The sequence below is a fragment of the Undibacterium sp. SXout20W genome (assembly GCF_049340285.1).
In the GTDB taxonomy this organism is placed as follows: Bacteria; Pseudomonadota; Gammaproteobacteria; order Burkholderiales; family Burkholderiaceae_D; genus Undibacterium.
The window spans coordinates 20,055-38,751 of sequence record NZ_JBMPPH010000001.1 but is presented as its reverse complement, the minus strand read 5'-3'; the positions used below and the strand labels follow the sequence as shown (position 1 = coordinate 38,751).

At 48.7% G+C, this 18,697-nt stretch carries 14 protein-coding genes; 11 read left to right on the top strand and 3 right to left on the bottom strand.

Annotated features, from left to right (window positions below):
- A partial coding sequence (locus tag ACO0K1_RS00160; RefSeq protein ID WP_423021806.1) for a hypothetical protein occupies window positions 1-221 on the top strand: 221 nt, incomplete at its 5' end.
- Between the two features lie 84 nt (window positions 222-305).
- Here the strand turns inward: ACO0K1_RS00160 and ACO0K1_RS00155 are convergent.
- Window positions 306-779, bottom strand: coding sequence for a hypothetical protein (locus ACO0K1_RS00155; protein ID WP_423021805.1), 474 nt, complete (start codon window positions 777-779; stop codon window positions 306-308).
- Window positions 780-994: 215 nt separating this feature from the next.
- Here ACO0K1_RS00155 and ACO0K1_RS00150 point away from each other — a divergent pair, with 215 nt between their 5' ends.
- Window positions 995-1,798 carry a pirin family protein gene (locus ACO0K1_RS00150; RefSeq protein WP_423021804.1) on the top strand — a complete coding sequence of 268 codons (804 nt, stop codon included), beginning with the start codon at window positions 995-997 and terminating at the stop codon, window positions 1,796-1,798.
- Between the two features lie 60 nt (window positions 1,799-1,858).
- Here the strand turns inward: ACO0K1_RS00150 and ACO0K1_RS00145 are convergent, their stop codons facing one another.
- Window positions 1,859-2,809: a LysR family transcriptional regulator gene (locus ACO0K1_RS00145; RefSeq protein ID WP_423021803.1), complete on the bottom strand. Its 951-nt coding sequence runs from the start codon at window positions 2,807-2,809 to the stop codon at window positions 1,859-1,861.
- Between the two features lie 96 nt (window positions 2,810-2,905).
- Here ACO0K1_RS00145 and ACO0K1_RS00140 point away from each other — a divergent pair, with 96 nt between their 5' ends.
- From ACO0K1_RS00140 to ACO0K1_RS00130, 3 genes are read left to right on the top strand one after another with little or no spacing between them, the layout of a single operon-like run.
- Window positions 2,906-4,522, top strand: a complete 1,617-nt coding sequence (locus ACO0K1_RS00140; protein ID WP_423021802.1) for an NADH-quinone oxidoreductase subunit L — start codon at window positions 2,906-2,908, stop codon at window positions 4,520-4,522.
- Entirely contained in the window at window positions 4,519-7,086 is a 2,568-nt protein-coding gene (locus tag ACO0K1_RS00135) for a YbcC family protein (protein ID WP_423021801.1), read from the top strand. Before ACO0K1_RS00140 ends, ACO0K1_RS00135 begins: the two co-directional genes overlap by 4 nt.
- 2 nt (window positions 7,087-7,088) lie before the next feature.
- Entirely contained in the window at window positions 7,089-7,904 is an 816-nt protein-coding gene (locus tag ACO0K1_RS00130) for a DUF6671 family protein (protein WP_423021800.1), read from the top strand.
- A 90-nt stretch (window positions 7,905-7,994) separates the two neighbouring features.
- Here ACO0K1_RS00130 and ACO0K1_RS00125 read toward each other — a convergent pair whose 3' ends face one another.
- Complete coding sequence (locus ACO0K1_RS00125) at window positions 7,995-9,341, bottom strand: carbohydrate porin (RefSeq protein ID WP_423021799.1); 1,347 nt, start codon at window positions 9,339-9,341, stop codon at window positions 7,995-7,997.
- Between the two features lie 888 nt (window positions 9,342-10,229).
- On the opposite strand from ACO0K1_RS00125, the gene scpB reads away from it, so the two are divergent.
- The 6 genes from scpB to rbfA all read left to right on the top strand — a co-directional run bounded on the left by scpB (window position 10,230) and on the right by rbfA (window position 18,665).
- A complete protein-coding gene (gene scpB / locus ACO0K1_RS00120) occupies window positions 10,230-11,246 on the top strand; it encodes an SMC-Scp complex subunit ScpB (protein ID WP_423021798.1) in 1,017 nt (338 codons plus the stop codon).
- Window positions 11,236-12,969, top strand: a complete 1,734-nt coding sequence (locus tag ACO0K1_RS00115) for a pseudouridine synthase (RefSeq protein ID WP_423021797.1) — start codon at window positions 11,236-11,238, stop codon at window positions 12,967-12,969. The genes scpB and ACO0K1_RS00115 overlap by 11 nt, the downstream gene beginning before the upstream one ends.
- A 209-nt stretch (window positions 12,970-13,178) precedes the next feature.
- Window positions 13,179-13,664 carry a ribosome maturation factor RimP gene (gene rimP / locus ACO0K1_RS00110; protein ID WP_422996680.1) on the top strand — a complete coding sequence of 162 codons (486 nt, stop codon included), beginning with the start codon at window positions 13,179-13,181 and terminating at the stop codon, window positions 13,662-13,664.
- A complete protein-coding gene (nusA, locus tag ACO0K1_RS00105; protein WP_423021796.1) occupies window positions 13,661-15,220 on the top strand; it encodes a transcription termination factor NusA in 1,560 nt (519 codons plus the stop codon). The genes rimP and nusA overlap by 4 nt, the downstream gene beginning before the upstream one ends.
- Window positions 15,221-15,267: 47 nt before the next feature.
- Window positions 15,268-18,129, top strand: coding sequence for a translation initiation factor IF-2 (infB, locus tag ACO0K1_RS00100; RefSeq protein WP_423021795.1), 2,862 nt, complete (start codon window positions 15,268-15,270; stop codon window positions 18,127-18,129).
- A gap of 68 nt (window positions 18,130-18,197) precedes the next feature.
- A complete protein-coding gene (rbfA, locus tag ACO0K1_RS00095; RefSeq protein ID WP_423021794.1) occupies window positions 18,198-18,665 on the top strand; it encodes a 30S ribosome-binding factor RbfA in 468 nt (155 codons plus the stop codon).
- The last annotated feature ends 32 nt before the right edge of the window (window positions 18,666-18,697 follow it).

Here is an 18,697-nt window from a genome sequence, read left to right as displayed (position 1 = left end):
TAATGAATGTAGTAATGAATGTAGTAATGAATGTAGTAATGAATGTAGTAATGAATGTAGTAATGAATGTAGTAATGAATGTAGTAATGAATGTAGTAATGAATGTAGTAATGAATGTAGTAATGAATGTAGTAATGAATATAGGTTTGGACGTCGTTCCAGATGCCTTGCCACAATGTCGGAAAATCTCGGTTATGAAATCACGCCTTAAAGATGGATAGAGAGGTCGATGAGTGATTTGCCTTAGACATCCACGCTGCCCCATCGATGCTGTGTGAGCATCATGGGGTGATATTCAGTAATCCCTATCGTTGGTGTCTTGGAAAAGAAAGACCTAAATTCTCCCGCAGGGTTGATCCCTTATAGCGCGTGCGGACGAGTCCATGGCGTTGTAGTACAGGAACGACCAGTTCAGCAAAATCCGTTAATCCGTCCGGCAAAAAAGGAGGCATGATGTTGAAACCGTCTGCAGCGCCATTCTCAAACCAGAGTTGCATCTGATCGTCACCCGCAGTGATCAGGTGCGTCACCACGGTCCCAGACAGAGTGGCATCGAGGTTAGCTTTATGGCTGGCTTGAGGCCTGGTGTTTTTAGACTCAAACGCCTCCAAATTGAGACTGAGTTTGCGATCGAGAAAGAGCGCTTTGAGTTCGATTTCAAAGGAATCAGATGTCTCTGGTTTTAAGGCCAGCGTATCGCGGTTCAACATATTGAAGAAGACGTTATATTGAGAAGACGTTATAAGCCGGGCCTTTATAACCACGAGAAAACGTTGCATAGCTGGTAAAGGTATTGCTGCTCACTGAAGTCATTCTCGAACGAAGGTCTTGCTGAAAAGTGTGATTTTTTGGAAAGCGATCGGCATTCGTTGTTTGAGGGTAGATTGTTCCATTCATGCACGAGTCTTTTCCAATTGCCCAGCTTTATCCGTGCTGCAATCACCTCTATACTTCTTAACGTACAGGATTAACTGGATTGCTTGAAAGGGACAAAATGAGTACATTAAGAAAAATCGTTGCGCGCACCGGTGGCCAAACTCATGGGCCAATCACACGTTTGATGAGCCCTGGCGATTTGGGACATTTACTGAAGCCATTTATCTTTCTTGACTACGTCGAGGCAGAAGGCAGTGGGCCACAGTTTGGTTTTCATCCGCATTCCGGAATTGCCACGCTGACCTTTCCATTGACGTTTGATATTGAACACACCACGTCAGATGGTCAGGTCGATACCGTTAAAAAAGGTGGCGTGGAGTGGGTCATGACAGGTGGTGGCATCTGGCATAAAGCCCGTGGTCTTAAAGGTGATCAGATGCGTGCCTTCCAAACCTGGTTCGCGATGCCACCATCGCACGAACTGGCAACACCGTCAGCACAATTTGTGCAGGAGAATGAGGTGCCGCGTGCTGGTCCGGTTACGTTGTTATTGGGAAACTACCAAGATCTGACAAGTAAAGTGAAGGCGCCGTTTGACGTCAGTTATTTGTGGGTACAGCTTAAAGCCGGCGAATCCTGGACGTATCAGCCAGCCAGTACGCATGATATTGCCTGGACGTTTGCGCAATCTGGCCAGCTCAGTGTGAGTGACGCTGAATTGGTGCGTGAACTGGCTGTGTTTGAAGAAGGGAATGGTGCTATGAAGTTTGATGCAAAAACAGATTGTGCGTTCCTGGTCGGAACCGCCGCTAAGCTGCCCCAAGAGCTGGTCATGGGCTATTATTCTGTTCATTCGTCGGCCGCAAACCTGGTAGCCGGTGAGCGTAGAATTAAGGAAATTGGCTCGACGTTAAAACGTTAAGGCAATTTTTCGATTTGTCTGCCTTGAAGCCGCAATCGCTGCCGGTTGAGCTTCAATCGCTTAGCTAAAACTTTGCGCCAGATGAATGATGTCGGGAGCAACCCACTGCGGCTCGACACATTCTTGCAAATGTTCCGCCATAAATTGAATCAGCTGCATCGCTGCATGTGGCAAGCGGCGATCTTTGCGGCTGACCAGATACCAATGGCTTTCAAGTGGAAAATTAATCACAGGCAAGATCGCGAGGTTTTCTTGTCCTTCTTGCAGCGTGTGAGCCGAAATCACCGATAAGCCTAAACCAGAGGCCGTGCTGAGCCGGATCGCTTCATTACTTTCAATTTGCATGGTGTCACTCAATTCTATACCTTGGCTACTCAACCATGACTCAAACATGAGCCTGGTAGCGGAACCTGGTTCGCGAATCAAAAATCGTTCATTTCTGAGTTCTGCAAATTCGAGGCTGGTTCTGTGCGTCGCCCAATGGTTCAGAGGGGCAATGATTTGTAGCGGATTTTTCAAAATACGTGTGGCTTGTACCGCGTTGCCACTTGGCGGATGGCTAAAAATATAGAGATCGTCTTCCTGCTTAGAAAAACGTTCCAGAATATGCGCGCGGTTACCGATGCTTAAAGTGACCCCGACATGCGGATATTGTCGATAAAACGCGCCAAGGATGCGCGGTAGCACATATTTGGCCGTCGTAACGATGCCAATATGAATGTGTCCGGAGTTGCCGCCTCGCGCTTGCTCCAGAAAGCCGTTAAAGTCATCGAAGCGCACTAATACATCGCAGGCTGCCCGGTACAGCTCCTCACCGACATGCGTCATTTCCATGCGGCCATCACGCGTCGTGAACAAGGGTTCATCGATGGCTTCACGCAACTTCTTTAACTGCAATGACACAGTTGGTTGCGTCAAATGCAAAGCGCGCGCTGCCGCGGAAATATTGCCCAATCGAACAACTTGCACATAAACCTGCAGCAACCTAAAACTTAAATGGCGAATGTTCATAGATGATTATCTATATATGTTGTTTATATTATTTATTATTCAATATACCTAAAACAACTGACAATAGCCACATTGTTTTGTTTCAAGGGGTCGTTTATGTCGGTATTTGTTGGCTTTTTTGTGACGTCTGGTGCGGGAATTCAAGCAATGCTGGCATTGTTGGTGTTACTTTTGCCATGTACTTTGTTGGTCGCAGCAGGTTTGGTCAGTCAAACCCGGGTAAAGCTAAATTTGGTGTGGCGAGTGGCGCAATTGGGCGCCATTTTAGCCATTGTGACGGCAATATTGAGTGCATTGAGCGTTTGGCTTTATGGTAGTGCAAGCGTGTCGGTTGATGCATTTTTGCCTACAGTCAGAGTTGATGCCTTAAGTTGTCTGATGCTGTTGCTGACCTCTTTTCTTGGTTGGGTAATATTGACGTATTCGCGACATTATCTGGCTGGTGATCAAGGGCTGCGGCGTTACCTTTGTTGGCTATGTCTTACGTTGGCGAATGTCTGGTTGTTGGTGACGCTGAACAATTTGTTTTTGGTCTGTGTTGCATGGAGTACTAGTAGTCTCACCTTGCATCAATTGCTGATTTTTTATAAAAATCGTCCGGCAGCGTTGATTGCCGCCCATAAGAAATTCATCATTAGCCGCGTCGCCGATGTATTGACCTGGGGTGCCGCGCTGCTCATTTATTTGCAATTGAATACCTTGCAAATAGAGCAAATTCCGCTGGCACTTGCGGCATTACCGCAGCCGCCCATCGGTATTCAGATTGCGGCGTTGCTCTTTGTTATAAGCGCCATTTTAAAATGCGCACAATTACCATTTCATGGTTGGTTATTGCAAGTCATGGAGGCGCCAACACCGGTCTCCGCCTTACTGCATGCGGGTATTGTCAATATTGGTGGCTTTATTTTGCTGCGCATGACGGGTTTGATAGAGACCGCGCCGTTTGCGCAGTTACTGCTGGTCGTCGTCGGGAGTGTTACTGCCAGCCTCGCTGCCTTGGTGATGATGACACGTATCAGTGTCAAAGTGATGTTGGCCTGGTCAACCTGTGCGCAAATGGGGTTTATGTTGCTGGAAATTGGTCTAGGGGCGTATGCCCTGGCCTTGTTTCACTTATTGGCGCATTCTTTGTACAAAGCGCATGCGTTTCTTTCTTCCGGTGAGACGGTGTCCCGCCGCGTAGTGATGCAAATCGCCCCTGCAAATCATCGCCTCAATACGAGTCAAAAATTGCTTGCAATAACAGGCTTGATGTCAGGCATTTCGCTTGCGGCTTGCCTGACAGGGCTCGATCCGCGCCAGGATCCAAGTATCCGGTTGTTCGGTGGGGTGCTGGTTGGAAGTCTGTTGCCATTGGTGAATGCACCTTATGCCCAGCGCGCGTGGTCGCAAATTCTGTTGTTAGTTACGCAGGCTTTTGGGTTGGCGCTGGTCTACGGTATCTGGCATTTTATATTCCTTGGCTTCTTACCACCCGCTGCAACGCACGTCTCAATGTTTGGTTTGATTTTTGCCGGATCGTGTTTGTTTGGGTTGCTCATTGTGCAGCAAGTTGTACTTAGTCAGCCGCAAGGTGCTTTATCGCGCTGGCTGCATCCCCGTGCTTTTGCCGGATTTCATCTCGACGAAGTTGTAACGCACCTGACATTACGCATCTGGCCTGCTCGTTTGCCGGTGCCAGTTAAGACAAAATTATTGAAGGAAATCGTATGAAGGTAAGTGTTGACGAAGTGATGGCTGCGGTGGCAAACGAGACGTCGGAGAACCTGTTGGTGGGGCTCAAAGATGACGGCATCGTCTCTATTGAGCAGGCGGTGCAAAGTGCATGTGGACGAGTAGCACCGAACTGGCCACTTGATCGTTCGATTGCGGTCAATCCTTGGTGGGGCTGGATCGATCAGCCAATGAGAGTTGCTTCCGCGACGATGGATCGTTTGATTGGGTCACGCTTCACCATGCCCCTCGATTGGTACGTCACCGAGTATCGGCAGGGTAGGGTGAATGAGCAGGCCTTAAGTCACGTATTGTCGGATTCTGGATTGGGACTGAATGTCAGTGAATTAGTGCAAGCGTCACAGCGTGAAAATAGTGCGACACCACTACCGATTTTTTTCGTGGATATGATCGACGCGAATCGCGATTTGCAGCATCAACCGGCTTGTCGCGATGTGGTTATCCATGCGATTGGTCAGCACTGCGCATCCTGGTTTGATCGCGGGCAGGCGCGCTGGAAGTCAACACCAGAAACCTCACTGTATGCAGCCTGGCGTGAGATCGCTTTGCATGACAATGGCCCGTCGCTATTTACCGGCATTGAGGGTATTGCTGAGCGCATCGCGGCCTTGCCAACGACCCATGAGGAATTGATTCGTCTGGCTTGCGAAAAATTAAAACTTCAAACTCGGGAATACGAATCGTATTTCAGCGCGCTTCTTTTTAACGTCAACGGTTGGGCATCGTGGTGTGCTTATTTAAATTGGCAGGCGCAGCTTGAAGGTCAGACGGACAATCATTTGTCGCAATTGCTGGCGATCACTCTGGCCTGGGAATGGGTGCTGGCCGATAGCCCTAAACATCGTGATCTGGTGGAAACATGGTATGCCAAAAGACTACTTGCAACGACATCGCCACATGATTTTTTGCAGCATGCCAAACAAAAAGATCTAGCCTGGATTTGGCAGGAAGCATTAGAAAGAAGTTGGCAATTGCACGTTAATGATGGATTGAATAAAGGACTAAATAAAAGGCTAACTAAAGACCTGAATCACGTAAATGGCCGCGATGCAGCATCACCGCTTGTAAGCCGTCCGGCCTTACAAGCAGTTTTCTGCATTGACGTGCGTTCTGAGCGGATAAGGCGGGCGCTGGAAACCTGTGAGCCCTCGATCTCGACGCACGGTTTCGCAGGATTTTTTGGATTGCCGATTGATTATCTTCCATTTGCTGGCGCAGTGGCGCGACCGCAATTGCCGGGACTGTTGGCGCCGACAATGCGGGTCGTCGCCAAGCATGGTTCATCGCGGGATTCTGAACGTCTCTTAAAAAAACGTCGCTTGCGCCTCGGCATGATGCAGGCATGGGATCGTTTTCGGACTTCTGCAAGCAGCGGTTTTGGTTTTGTCGAAACGACCGGCCTCAGTTACGCGCTGAAGTTGCTCAAATCAAGTCTGGATCGACAAATGGTTGCCGTGGCGGACGGTGCGGGTTTGCATCCTTCTGAACGTGCAGAAATTCGTCCAGTATTAGAAAATGTGGACTTGCATCATATCGTTGATCTGGCTGCGAACGTGCTGACGGCGATGTCCATCACGTCAGGTTTTGCACCTTTAGTGTTATTGGTCGGCCATGGCAGCCAATCTGCCAATAACCCGCATGCGGCAGGCCTCGATTGTGGTGCCTGTTGTGGTCAGAGTGGCGAGGTGAATGCGCGTGTTCTGGCTGAATTGTTGAATCGTGATGAAGTCAGACTTGGTTTGCAAAGAAAGGGAATCGACATTCCTGTCGACACCTGTTTTATCGCAGGCTTGCACCTGACCAGTACCGATGAGCTTAATCTGTTTGATATTCCAGATAGACTGGCACATAGTGCGACTTTGCAGCAAGCCCGTGCATGGTTGTCGCAGGCGTCGCAGATGGTTCGCGCTGAGCGGGCGCCAACATTGGGTTTGACGGAGATTGCGCCGTCACGTCTGCTCAATACTTTGCGTCACAAAGCGAACGATTGGTCGCAAGTACGTCCTGAATGGGCTTTGGCAAATAATGCTGCCTTTATTGCTGCACCTCGTCAGCGGACTAAACATATGAACCTTGATGGCAGAAGTTTCTTAAATGATTATAATCATCATGAGGACAGTGACCATCGTGTCTTAGAGCAAATACTGACCGCGCCAGTCGTCGTTGCGCATTGGATAAATATGCAATATTTTGCGTCGACAGTTGATAATCGCCGGTGGGGCAGCGGCAACAAAGTTCTGCACAATGTGGTTGGTGGTAACATCGGGGTTTTTGAGGGCAACGGTGGGGATTTACGCATAGGATTGCCTATGCAGTCCTTGCACGATGGCCAGCAGTGGGTTCACACACCGTTGCGTTTATCAGTCTGGTTGGAAGCGCCGCGCGCCGCGATTGCTGAGATAGTTCACAAGCATGAAAAGTTGTCGCAGTTAGTCAATGGGGGGTGGTTGCATTTATTTTGTATCGAACCAGCAAGTGATGAGATTTTTAGATATGTCAGACACACAGCGACAGAAAATCATTGGGTCCCGGAGTTAGTTTAAGTATGGGTGATCTTTTATCAACAGCGTTATTAACCTGCCATGGTAAGGCTGAAGCCATTGCGCCACCTCTTGCCCAAGCTGGATACGCGGTGTTTACTGTTGATGGATTTGATACGGATTCCTTAGGTACTTTTACCGGTGAGGTTGATCGCGAAGGGACAATGCTGGATGCTGCCAGACGAAAGGCGCAGCTCGCGTGCAGTCTGAGTGGTGCGCGTTTTGGACTGGGTAGTGAGGGCAGTTTTGGTAGCGATCCATGGGTGGGAATAACACCTTGGGGGCGTGAAATTTTAGTCTGGTACGACGCCCGGGAGCAGCTTGAAATCAGCGCTTTTGTGCAGGGCGCGGAGACTAATTTTGCAAGCAAGTGCGTGGCGACGATGGACGAAGCACTGAGTTTTGCAGCGGTCGTAGGTTTTCCGCAGCACGGCATTATTGTTGGTGGAGCAAATCAAAGTGTCTTTGATAAAACGTGTACCACGATGTCATCGTTCAGGGCGAGCGTCAGACGGGCATTGCGAGATGGTCCGGTTGAGTTGGCTACTGACATGCGCGCGCATCGTAATCCGCGGCGTATGCAAATGATAGGGCGCTGCGCGCAGGATCTGGCGACCAGGCTGATTTCTTTTTGTCCTCAGTGTCATCTGCCCGGCTTTGGCGCCTATGCGCCTGTGCCGGGGGCGATTTGTCTTCAATGTGCGAGGCCATCTAAGCAACCGAGGGCGGTTTTATATCGATGCGTGTCGTGCGCTTTTGAATCAGAAGAGTTTCTGCGCAAGGATGTGATGCCGAAATACTGCGATTACTGTAACCCTTAACATCCTTGATGGCTGTGTTGGTGGCGTTGAAGCGACATACATCGTCAGGTTGGTCCAACTTCCGATGTATGTCTTAGTACAGTTTGCGTGTTAAAAACTTGCATGCGTACGAATACCGTACACGGAAATCGGGCCCCTATCTTGGTTGTAGGCAGGATTGGTCAAGTGTTGATAGTCGAATGTCAGCGTAACGCTGGGGTGAACATGCCATGCGTAATAGATTTCTGTGACTTTTTCTGGTGCGTAATTGAGTCGCCCATCGCCGATCAATAATCCAAGTCCACCCGCGGCAAAATACGCTTGCGCCTGACTGGAAATCCGATTTTCAGCGAGTGCTATACCGATCGTGTCATCGCGACGTCCCCAACTGTCGCCTTTGATCGACAGACCTGTTGAGAGAGATTGATTAATATCCGTAAATTCATAGGTTTCTTTATTGCCTCGATTGGCGCTCAAACGTAAAAAAGCACCGACCCTGGCGGATATTTCTTGCTCTATATTCAATACGACGCCTGGACGGGAACTGTATTTGCGCACTAATCCCACATCAGGTGTCGAGTTGGTTTGTTGACCAAGTGTTACTGCATCCTGATAACTTGCCATATCGCCTTGATTGATCCACGCTAATAGTTTGACTTTGCCTGGATGTCCTGCCCAATCATGTCGAGCTTCAAATTCGATATTCGTCGAGTTGCCGCCAAAGTGTACGCGCGTAATTTTGCCATTTGGTACTGGCGATAATTGAAAAAAGCCCGCACGTAATGTCCACCAATCTTGCGTCCATTCAACTGCGCCACCCCAGGTAAAGCCCCAAGGATCCGCCGCGTAGTCATAGCTGCCACCATCTAAGGCGGACCAATTCATGAAATCGGCGCGTGGATCATGCGCGTAGCTGTTGGTATCAAAGACGTCCGTGACAGCGAACTTGCCCACAGTGACTGCCAGATTATTTGCGCTGACAGTATTTGCAAGTTGATTGGCTGCGGAATCAATGTGTGATTCCTCGCCACCCAATGATACGGTTTGATGTACGAATAGACGAGGGATTCTGAGATAAGGCTGATTTGCCCCGACCTTGTAGGCGCCGCCATTTGGGTAGCCAGCTGCACCTAAGGTGTCGTTAAAACCGTGACCCTGATCTATTTCGGGATTGATCCAAACTTCAGCGCCTTTCCACAAACGTCTGCCGATAAATACGGTCAGGTCAGTAGTTTCTTCTGTACGTCCTACGGGGCTCAAACTTTGTTGACCAGTATAGGCAGCGGAAAAATTCGCGTGTTTTTGTGTGATATTGGTTAATTGAGCGTGAATCGCCCAATCTTCGCTGGTGTTTTGCGTAGTCGCCGGGGTCGTCGGAATACTCTCTTCAGAGGCAAAAGCGGTTGTGTTAATACTAATGCAACTCACTAAGGCAAAAAAACGGATCGTTAATTTCATATTTCTTGTTAACTTTTGTTTATCACTAATGTTGATTGATATTTTTGAAACTAAGCCTGCGTCAAACTCGATGATAGGCAGGCGTTGAGTGATGGTTGTCCTTGGGTAACACCATGCTAGCGCTATTTTATTACCGCAGCATTGTTCTGCCTGGATAATGTTGGCAATACTGGCAATACTGGTAACACTGGTCTTAGTTAACCGCACACTCCAAGGCAAAAAATAATCTATATTTAATAACAGAATGATATTTTTTAAATTTGGGGTGCCTTAACGCAATTTTGTCGCGCGTCAATGGGAGTCTGATGAATTGATCTTAATGATTGACCCGCAAGATTGACCATAAAGATCGCTTGCAACTAGTCCGTCACCAAAACGCTGTTTTGACGGCATTGTCTGGCTGTCTGGCCTGTATTATTATAAAGTGTTTGCCGAGATTCAGATTGGCGCGTGGAGATGACTTTCGTTGACCTGGATTAATTCCGGTATGATCAAGGCGGTAACAAACCAAGATTGACTGCTTTTTTGGAAATCAGCGTTTTGCCATTTGCAGTGGATGTAGGTGTCAGTTTAGCACTATTAAAAATGGTGATCGGCAATGTTATTTTTAAAAAAGTACTTAAATCGTGGCTTTTTCATCGGTAAGCAATATATTTTTGATTGCTTCGGAATTTCTGGACTACAATCTAGTGTCTACTGATTTGACGGGTATAGTGCAAAAAATAAATTGCACTTTCAAAACTCCCTGATCTGCCCGCTCGACGGGCGTTGTAAGTAAAATTGCTTGCGACAAAATTAAATACATAAAAAGCGTGGGTTCTGGCCGTTGATACTTCCGGTTTGACCCAGTGTATGGCATCAATTAAACCCGTGTAATCTATTACTTGCATGAATACTGCTGAGGCAAAGCGAGTCCTCGAAACAGCCTTGTTATGCGCGCCTGAGCCGCTGACAGTCAATAATTTGAAAAAACTGTTTCAGGAAGCCGACGATCAAGGTGATGTGGTCGGTGCGGATACAATCAAAATGATGTTAGAAGATTTGCGTCGTGATTGGTCCGATAAAGGAATTGAATTAGTGGGCTTGTCGACTGGGTGGCGTTTTCAAAGTCGGCCGGAAATGCGCGCCTACATTGATAGGTTAAATCCCGAAAAGCCGCCAAAATACTCTCGGGCGACTCTGGAGACGCTGGCAATTATTGCTTACCGTCAACCGGTGACACGCGGCGATATTGAAGAAATACGTGGTGTTACCGTCGCGACTCAAATGGTGAAAACCCTGGAAGATCGAGGTTGGATTGAAACCATCGGTCACCGTGATGTACCTGGGCGTCCGGCATTATTTGCTACGACCAAACAGTTCCTGAGTGATATGGGGCTTGCCTCTCTGGATCAATTGCCGCCATTGCAGCAGGTGCGCAAAGATGATGACGATGCAGTGGTGGCTGCGCCAGATCTTGAAGCACAATTGGCCGGTTTTGGAGCCGATGAGCCAAATTTTGCAGGAATGGTCTCAGTTGCTGTCGAGCTGAGTGAAGATCTCATTGTGGCTGAATCTCATGCAATAGTTGAAATTGGCGAAATTGACGAAATTGGCGACATCGTCGACGCAGGCGGTCTTGAACTTCGTGCCTCTGGTGAGGAAGTTAGTCCGTTGTCCGACGCTGAGGCTGAGGCTGACGCTGGTGTGGAGTCGGCACAGGGCATTACTTTTGACGTAGGAAATACCCCCGCATTAGTTGCCGAAATGCCTATAAATTTGGATGTTGAGCCATCAACGTCCTCAGAAATTGAAAAATTAAGTGATCAGGCTGCCGATGTTCCGGTGCCAGATAATGAACTGGATGCTGAGCAGCAGCCGCAAATAGAATTAAATGAATTGAAGAATGAATCCCATGAATCCTGAAGATGTAAAAGCCGATAAAAATCCTGGTGGTGACTCTACGGTCGCTGGCGCTGCAGAAGGTAAGCCGAATAGCCGTGGCCCGCGCGGAGTCCGTGGACCTCGAAATATGCGTCGCTCCCCGCGTCCTAAAACGGAGAATGTTGAGCAAGCGGCGTCGGTTGATGCTGGTGCACAGCTTACGGCTAGTGAGGGATTGTCGGAAAATGCCCGCCCTCCGCGTGCGCCTCGTTCTGCTAATCAAAATCGCCCACGCAAGCCTCGTCCAGAGGGTGAGCAAGCTGCTCCTCGGGCAGAGCGTACTGCCCGGGCTGATCGTCCAGAGCGTGCGGAGCGTCCAGAGCGTGCGGAGCGCGCTGAGCGTCCAGAACGGGGTGATCGCGCGGAGCGCGCAGATCGTCCGGCACGTCCACCGCGTGAAGGTGTGCAAGCAGGGCGAGGTCCAAACCGTGGTAATGGCAAGCGTTCTTCGCAAGCAAATGTTGCTCGTAAAGAAGCTAATAATCCAGATGATGTGTTTTCATTTGTTACTTCAGATGCCTATGATGCTAATCTCTCTGATGCGGATGATGCCAAAGGTCGTGGTCGTAATGCGAAGCCGGTACGTCGCGATTTAACGGCAGATGATGATGCACCGAAGCTCCATAAAGTGTTGGCTGAAGCGGGTCTTGGGTCACGCCGTGATATGGAAGATTTAATTGTTGCTGGTCGTGTTTCTGTTAATGGTGAACCAGCCCATATTGGTCAGCGTATTTTGCCCACGGATCAAGTGCGCATCAATGGCAAGCCTATCATGCGCAAAGTCAGCAAAAAGCCGCCACGCGTCTTGATCTACCATAAGCCAGCCGGTGAGATCGTTAGTACTAATGATCCTGAGGGTCGTACATCCGTATTTGATAGTTTGCCAACAATGAAGTTAGGTAAATGGTTGGCGGTTGGTCGTCTTGATTACAACACAGAAGGTCTATTGATGTTCACGACGTCTGGTGATCTGGCGAACCGTTTAATGCATCCACGTTATGGTATTGAGCGTGAATATGCGGTGCGTACCCTGGGTGAGTTGGAAGAGGGTATGCGTCAGCGTTTGCTGGCCGGTGTTGAGTTGGAAGATGGTCTGGCACAATTTTCAAAAATCTCTGATGGTGGTGGCGAGGGCGTTAATAAGTGGTATCGCGTCATCATCGGCGAAGGTCGTAATCGTGAAGTTCGACGGATGTTTGAGGCAGTTGGTCTGACTGTGTCTCGTCTGATTCGTACGCGTTACGGCGCAATGACATTGCCAGCAAACCTGAAGCGTGGCCGCTGGGAAGAGTTGGAAGAAGATGCAGTTCGCAGTCTCTTAAAGTTGAGTGGCTTGGAAAAAACTGCCAGTGATAAACCGGCTGCAAAAGGTGGTAAGCCGTTTGGAAATAAAGCAGCGCCTGCCGGTCCTTACGCTCAAAAACAGCCAACTTTCCCAATGTCCAGCGGACGTGGTGAGTCGCGCGGTGAGTTTGGTGCGGGTCGTGGCGGTAATGCCAATGGTAATAAGTCTGGTGCGTATGCTAGTGGAACTGGAAATTCAGCCGGAAATGGTGCGAAAAAGCGCCCACGTCAGCCCGATCCATTGCAAACCGCATTAGGTTTTCCAGATGCTGGACAACAGCGCCGTGGCCCAACGTCCAGAGGTAGTGGACAAGCAATTGGGCAGGGGATTGCAGCTCGCCGCCGTGCGCGTGGCGCTTGATCTGACTGCCGAATTGTGGTTGTTTTACCCTGTTTTTGATTGCGACAGGGTAAATAATCGTTTATAATCTGGTAGTTAGTAGTTTATGCCTGATGAATTTAAAATCCGGGCGCAAAGAAAAGATGGGCTTAGCCCATTTTTTTTTGGTTTTCCCATTTGCGCCCCCTGGTTGTTATTTTTATTGAGGTTTGTGTTTATCGGAGAATAGTTTGGTTTTGTTGGATTTGATAGAAAAAACCGTCAACGGTACCGGATACGATCTGGTTGACTTTGAACAGGCTGAACGCGGCCTTTTCCGGGTGTACATTGACTTTTTGCCGGCTGACCTTGAAAAAGGCAATATCGCAGTCGAAGATTGTGAAAAAGTTAGTCACCAATTGTCACACGTGTTAACGGTAGAAAATGTTAATTACGAACGTCTGGAAGTTTCTTCCCCGGGCTTAGACCGTCCTTTGAAGAAAGTTGCCGATTATGTGCGTTTTGTTGGTTGCGAAGTGACCATCAAATTGCGCATGGCGATGCCAGGCACGCCAAACCGCAAAACTTTTACCGGTGTGTTACACGAGCCTGAGGGCGAAAATCTAAAGCTGGAATTTGAAGTAAAAGATGGGTCGGCAATGCTGGAGTTTACGCTCGCCGATGTGGATAAGGCACGTCTGGTGCCACAAGTGGATTTTAGGAGTCGCAAAGCATGAGTCGTGATTTGTTGTTATTGGTGGATGTGCTGGCACGCGAAAAAAACGTTGACGAAGAAGTCGTTTTCGGTGCCTTGGAACATGCTTTGGGACAAGCGACAAAAAAACGCTTCCCTGGTGAAGTGGATATCCGCGTAGAAATTGATCGTGATACTGGTGAGTTCCGTTCTTTCCGTCGTTGGCACGTCGTGCCTGATGAGGCAGGTTTGCAATTGCCAGACCAGGAAATATTGCATTTTGAAGCGGTGGAAGATGATCCGGAAATTCAAATCGATGATTACATCGAAGAAGAAATTGAATCCGTCGATTTTGGCCGTCGTTTTGCGCAAGACACAAAACAAGTCGTTTTGCAGCGTATCCGCGATGCTGAACGCGAACAAATTTTGGCTGACTTCCTCGAGCGTGGTGATTCTCTGGTAACAGGCACCATCAAGCGTATGGAACGCGGCGACGCGGTTGTTGAGTCCGGCAAAATCGAAGCGCGTTTGCCACGTGATCAAATGATCCCGAAAGAAAATCTGCGGGTTGGTGATCGTGTTCGCGCCTACATTTTGCGTATCGATCGCAATGCCCGTGGCCCACAAGTGATCTTGTCTCGTACAGCGCCAGAATTCATCATGAAATTATTTGAGCTGGAAGTGCCGGAAATCGAACAAGGCACTCTGGTCATTAAATCTGCTGCGCGTGACGCTGGCGTTCGCGCAAAAATCGCAGTTCATACGAGTGACAAACGTATCGATCCTATCGGTACTTGCGTCGGTATGCGTGGTTCCCGCGTTCAGGCGGTGACTGGTGAATTAGGTGGCGAACGTGTTGATATCGTATTGTGGTCTGAAGATCCGGCACAATTCGTCATCGGCGCTTTGGCTCCTGCCAATGTTTCTTCGATCATGGTTGATGAAGAAAAACACGGTATGGATGTTGTGGTTGATGAAGAAAATCTGGCAATCGCGATTGGTCGCAGTGGGCAAAACGTCCGTCTTGCAGCGGAATTGACAGGCTGGCAAATCAACATCATGACGGCAGAAGAATCCGCCAGCAAGGCTGAGCAGGAAACTGCTGGTATCCGGGCATTGTTCATGGAAAAACTCGACGTTGACCAGGAAGTTGCCGAGATTTTGGTTGATGAAGGTTTCTCTAGCCTTGAAGAAATTGCTTACGTGCCTATCAGTGAAATGCTGGAAATCGAAGCATTTGATGAAGATACCGTCACAGAATTGCGTAACCGTGCTCGCGACGCGCTTTTGACAGAGGCGATTGCTTCCGAAGAAGGTTTGGAAGGCATGGATGATAATTTGTTGAACCTCGAAGGTATGACTCGTGTTACTGCTGGCAAACTGGGTTTGTCAGGTATTAAAACATTGGACGCTTTCGCAGGTCTGGCTTACGACGAATTTGGCGCGATTTTGGCATTGTCTGCCGACCGTTCACGCCATTTGATTAAAGAAGCATTTGAAGATGTGACCGATGATGAGATGAAACTCATCGACGCTAAATATGATGATCAGGCCAAGGCTTTGCTAGCTACCGCCTGGAAACTCGTAGAAGCTAAGTAATTCACGGGTTTCATATTCATAACGCGCACATAGAAAAAGAGGACTGAATGGCGAGTAACAACGTTGCCCAATTTGCCACCGAGCTGAAAATGTCAGCTGATGTATTGCTCACGCAATTGCGTGCGGCAGGCGTCGATAAAAATTCGACGTCAGATTCATTGACAAAAGAAGACAAGGATAGACTGCTGGAACACCTGCGTCGTTCCCATGGATCTGCTGTTGACAATGAAAAAAAGAAAATCACCCTGACTCGTAAAGAGACAACGGAGATCAAACAGGCGGATGCTACGGGCAAATCTCGCACCATTCAGGTCGAAGTTCGTAAGAAACGTACTTTTGTTAAACGCGACGAAGTTGTCGCCGATGACGCTGCAGCACGTACACCAGTCGCCGAAGTAGAAGAAGTTGAACTGAACGAAGAAGATGCTCGCCGCGAGGCCGAGTTGATTGCTCGTCAGGAAGCAGAATTACGCGAAAAACAAGAGCGCCTGGCTAAGCTGGAGGCTGAAAAAGAAGCCCAGGCAAAAGCAATGCGTGAAGCGGCAGAGGCTGAAGCAGCAAAAGCGGCAGCCGAGCGCTTGAAAGCGGAACAAGCTGCAGCAGCCGCTGCTGCGGCAAAAACTGTAGAAGTAAAACCTTCTCAGTCAGATGAAGAGAAGAAACGTTTGGACGCAGAAGAAGCAAAGAAAAAAGCTGCCTTAGAAGCCAAAGAGGCAGTGGAACGTGCAGCAGCAACTGAAAAAGCAAGAAAAGCAGTCGCTGACGAAGTTGCACAAATTAAAGAAATGATGAATGCAGCGCGTCGTCCGGTCAAAGCACCAGCACCGGCACCAGTTGTAGCGCCAAAAGTTGCTGAAGGTACTTTGCATAAACCAGCCGATAAAAAAGCTGGCGAGAAGAAGCCAGCGGCAGCGGGTGCAGCGACGACCGAGAAAAAAGAAGAGAAAAAGCCAGCAACAGCTGACAAAAAAGCGATTAAATCCGCGAATGTCTCCTCTACATGGTCAGAAGAATCCAAAAAACGTAGCGGTGGCTTGAAAACCCGCGGCGATACTTCTGGCGGTCGTGAAGGTTGGAAAGGTGGTCCTAAAGGCCGTCGCAACAATCATCATGACGATCGTGAATCTAACTTCCAAGTGCCGGTTGAGGCCATTGTTAAAGATGTGTTCGTGCCTGAAACGCTGACTGTTGCTGAATTGGCGCACAAAATGTCAGTGAAGGCATCGGAAGTGATTAAGCATTTGATGAAGTTAGGTCAAATGTGCACGATCAACCAGGTTCTCGACCAGGAAACAGCAATGATTCTGGTAGAAGAAATGGGTCACAAAGCGTTTGCTGCCAAACTGGATGATCCAGAAGCATTGCTGACTGATGTTGCTGAACACGCAGAATACGAATCCTTCCCGCGCGCCCCAGTTGTAACGGTGATGGGTCACGTTGATCACGGTAAAACATCTTTGCTCGATTATATTCGTCGCGCTAAAGTGGCGTCGGGTGAGGCAGGTGGTATTACCCAGCACATCGGTGCTTACCACGTAGAAACACCACGTGGCATGATTACTTTCCTTGATACACCAGGTCACGAAGCCTTTACGGCAATGCGTGCACGTGGTGCGAAGGCAACGGATATCGTTATTCTGGTGGTGGCAGCGGACGACGGCGTGATGCCGCAAACCAAAGAAGCGATTGCCCATGCAAAAGCTGCTGGCGTACCGCTGGTGGTAGCGATCAATAAGATCGATAAACCAGGTGGCAACGCAGATCGTGTAACGCAAGAATTGATCGCTGAAAGCGTGGTTCCTGAAGAATACGGTGGCGATTCACCATTTGTACAAGTCTCTGCAAAAACCGGTCAAGGTATTGATTCCTTGCTGGAAAACGTCTTGTTGCAAGCTGAAGTTCTTGAGTTGCGCGCACCGAAAGATGCACCTGCTAAAGGCTTGGTGGTTGAAGCGCGTCTGGATAAAGGTCGCGGTACTGTGGCAACAATTCTGGTTCAGTCCGGTACATTGAAGCGCGGTGACGTGGTATTGGCTGGTTCGTCCTATGGCCGTGTTCGTGCGATGTTGGATGAAAACGGTCAAAATATTGCGCAAGCTGGTCCGTCAATTCCAGTAGAAATTCAAGGCTTGACTGAAGTGCCTGCAGCTGGTGAAGAAGTTATGGTCATGGTTGATGAACGCAAAGCACGTGAAATCGCTTTGTTCCGTCAAGGTAAGTTCCGTGATGTTAAGTTGGCGAAACAGCAAGCAGCTAAACTTGAAAACATGTTTGAAAACATGGGTGAAGGCGAAGTTAAAAACTTGCCTATCATTGTCAAAACCGACGTTCAAGGTTCGCAAGAAGCGCTGGTTCAGTCCTTGCAGAAGTTGTCCAACTCCGAAGTCCGTGTCCAAGTGGTTCACGCAGCGGTTGGTGGTATTTCTGAAAATGACGTCAACCTGGCGGTGGCATCTAAAGCAGTCATTATCGGCTTTAACACACGTGCAGATGCTTCTGCCCGTAAATTGGCTGAGTCTAATGGCGTGGATATTCGCTACTACAACATCATTTACGATGCCGTTGATGAAGTTAAAGCAGCCTTGTCCGGTATGTTGGCACCAGAAAAACGCGAACAGATCATCGGTATGGTCGAAGTTCGTCAGGTTTTCCTGGTCAGCAAAGTTGGCGCGATTGCAGGTTGCCTGGTTACTGATGGTACAGTCAAGCGTACATCGTCAGTTCGTTTGCTGCGTAATAATGTGGTGACATGGACAGGTGAGCTGGATTCTCTGAAGCGTTACAAAGACGACGCAAAAGAAGTCAAAGCGGGTATGGAATGCGGCTTGTCACTGAAAGGTTACAACGATATCCAGGTGGGCGATTCGCTCGAAATATTTGAAGTTCAAGAGATAGCGCGTACGCTCTAATCACTTCAACCCCGGACTAGTTCCGGGGTTCTGCTTTATGGCAATGATGACGGCGTTGAAAAGAATTTATGGCAAAACATAGTAAAAATATTCCTGGTCGTGGTTTGCGGGTAGCAGACCAGATTCAGAAGGATTTGGCGGAAATAATCTGGTCCGAATTAAAAGACCCTCGCGTAGGTATGATCACGTTGACTGAAGTTCAGTTGACGCCTGATTACGCCCACGCCAAAATTTATTTCACGACATTGGTGGATGATCCGGTTGCTGTCAAAGCAACCAATGATGCATTATCGAAGGCGGCAGGCTTTTTGCGTGCGAAATTAGGTTTGCGTTTGCATATTCATACGCTACCGCAATTGCATTTTATTCACGATACCTCGACCATACGCGGTCTCGCGATGTCGAAACTGATCGACGAAGCAAATGCAACGCGGGCCAAAGATGATGCCAAAGTCGATGCTCAAGTTGATGTCGAAGTTGATATCAATAACGACGCTGATGTCGCTGCTGATGATGGCGCGAAAGACGACGAATAAAATTGATCACTGACCGGTATTGCGGACGGTCT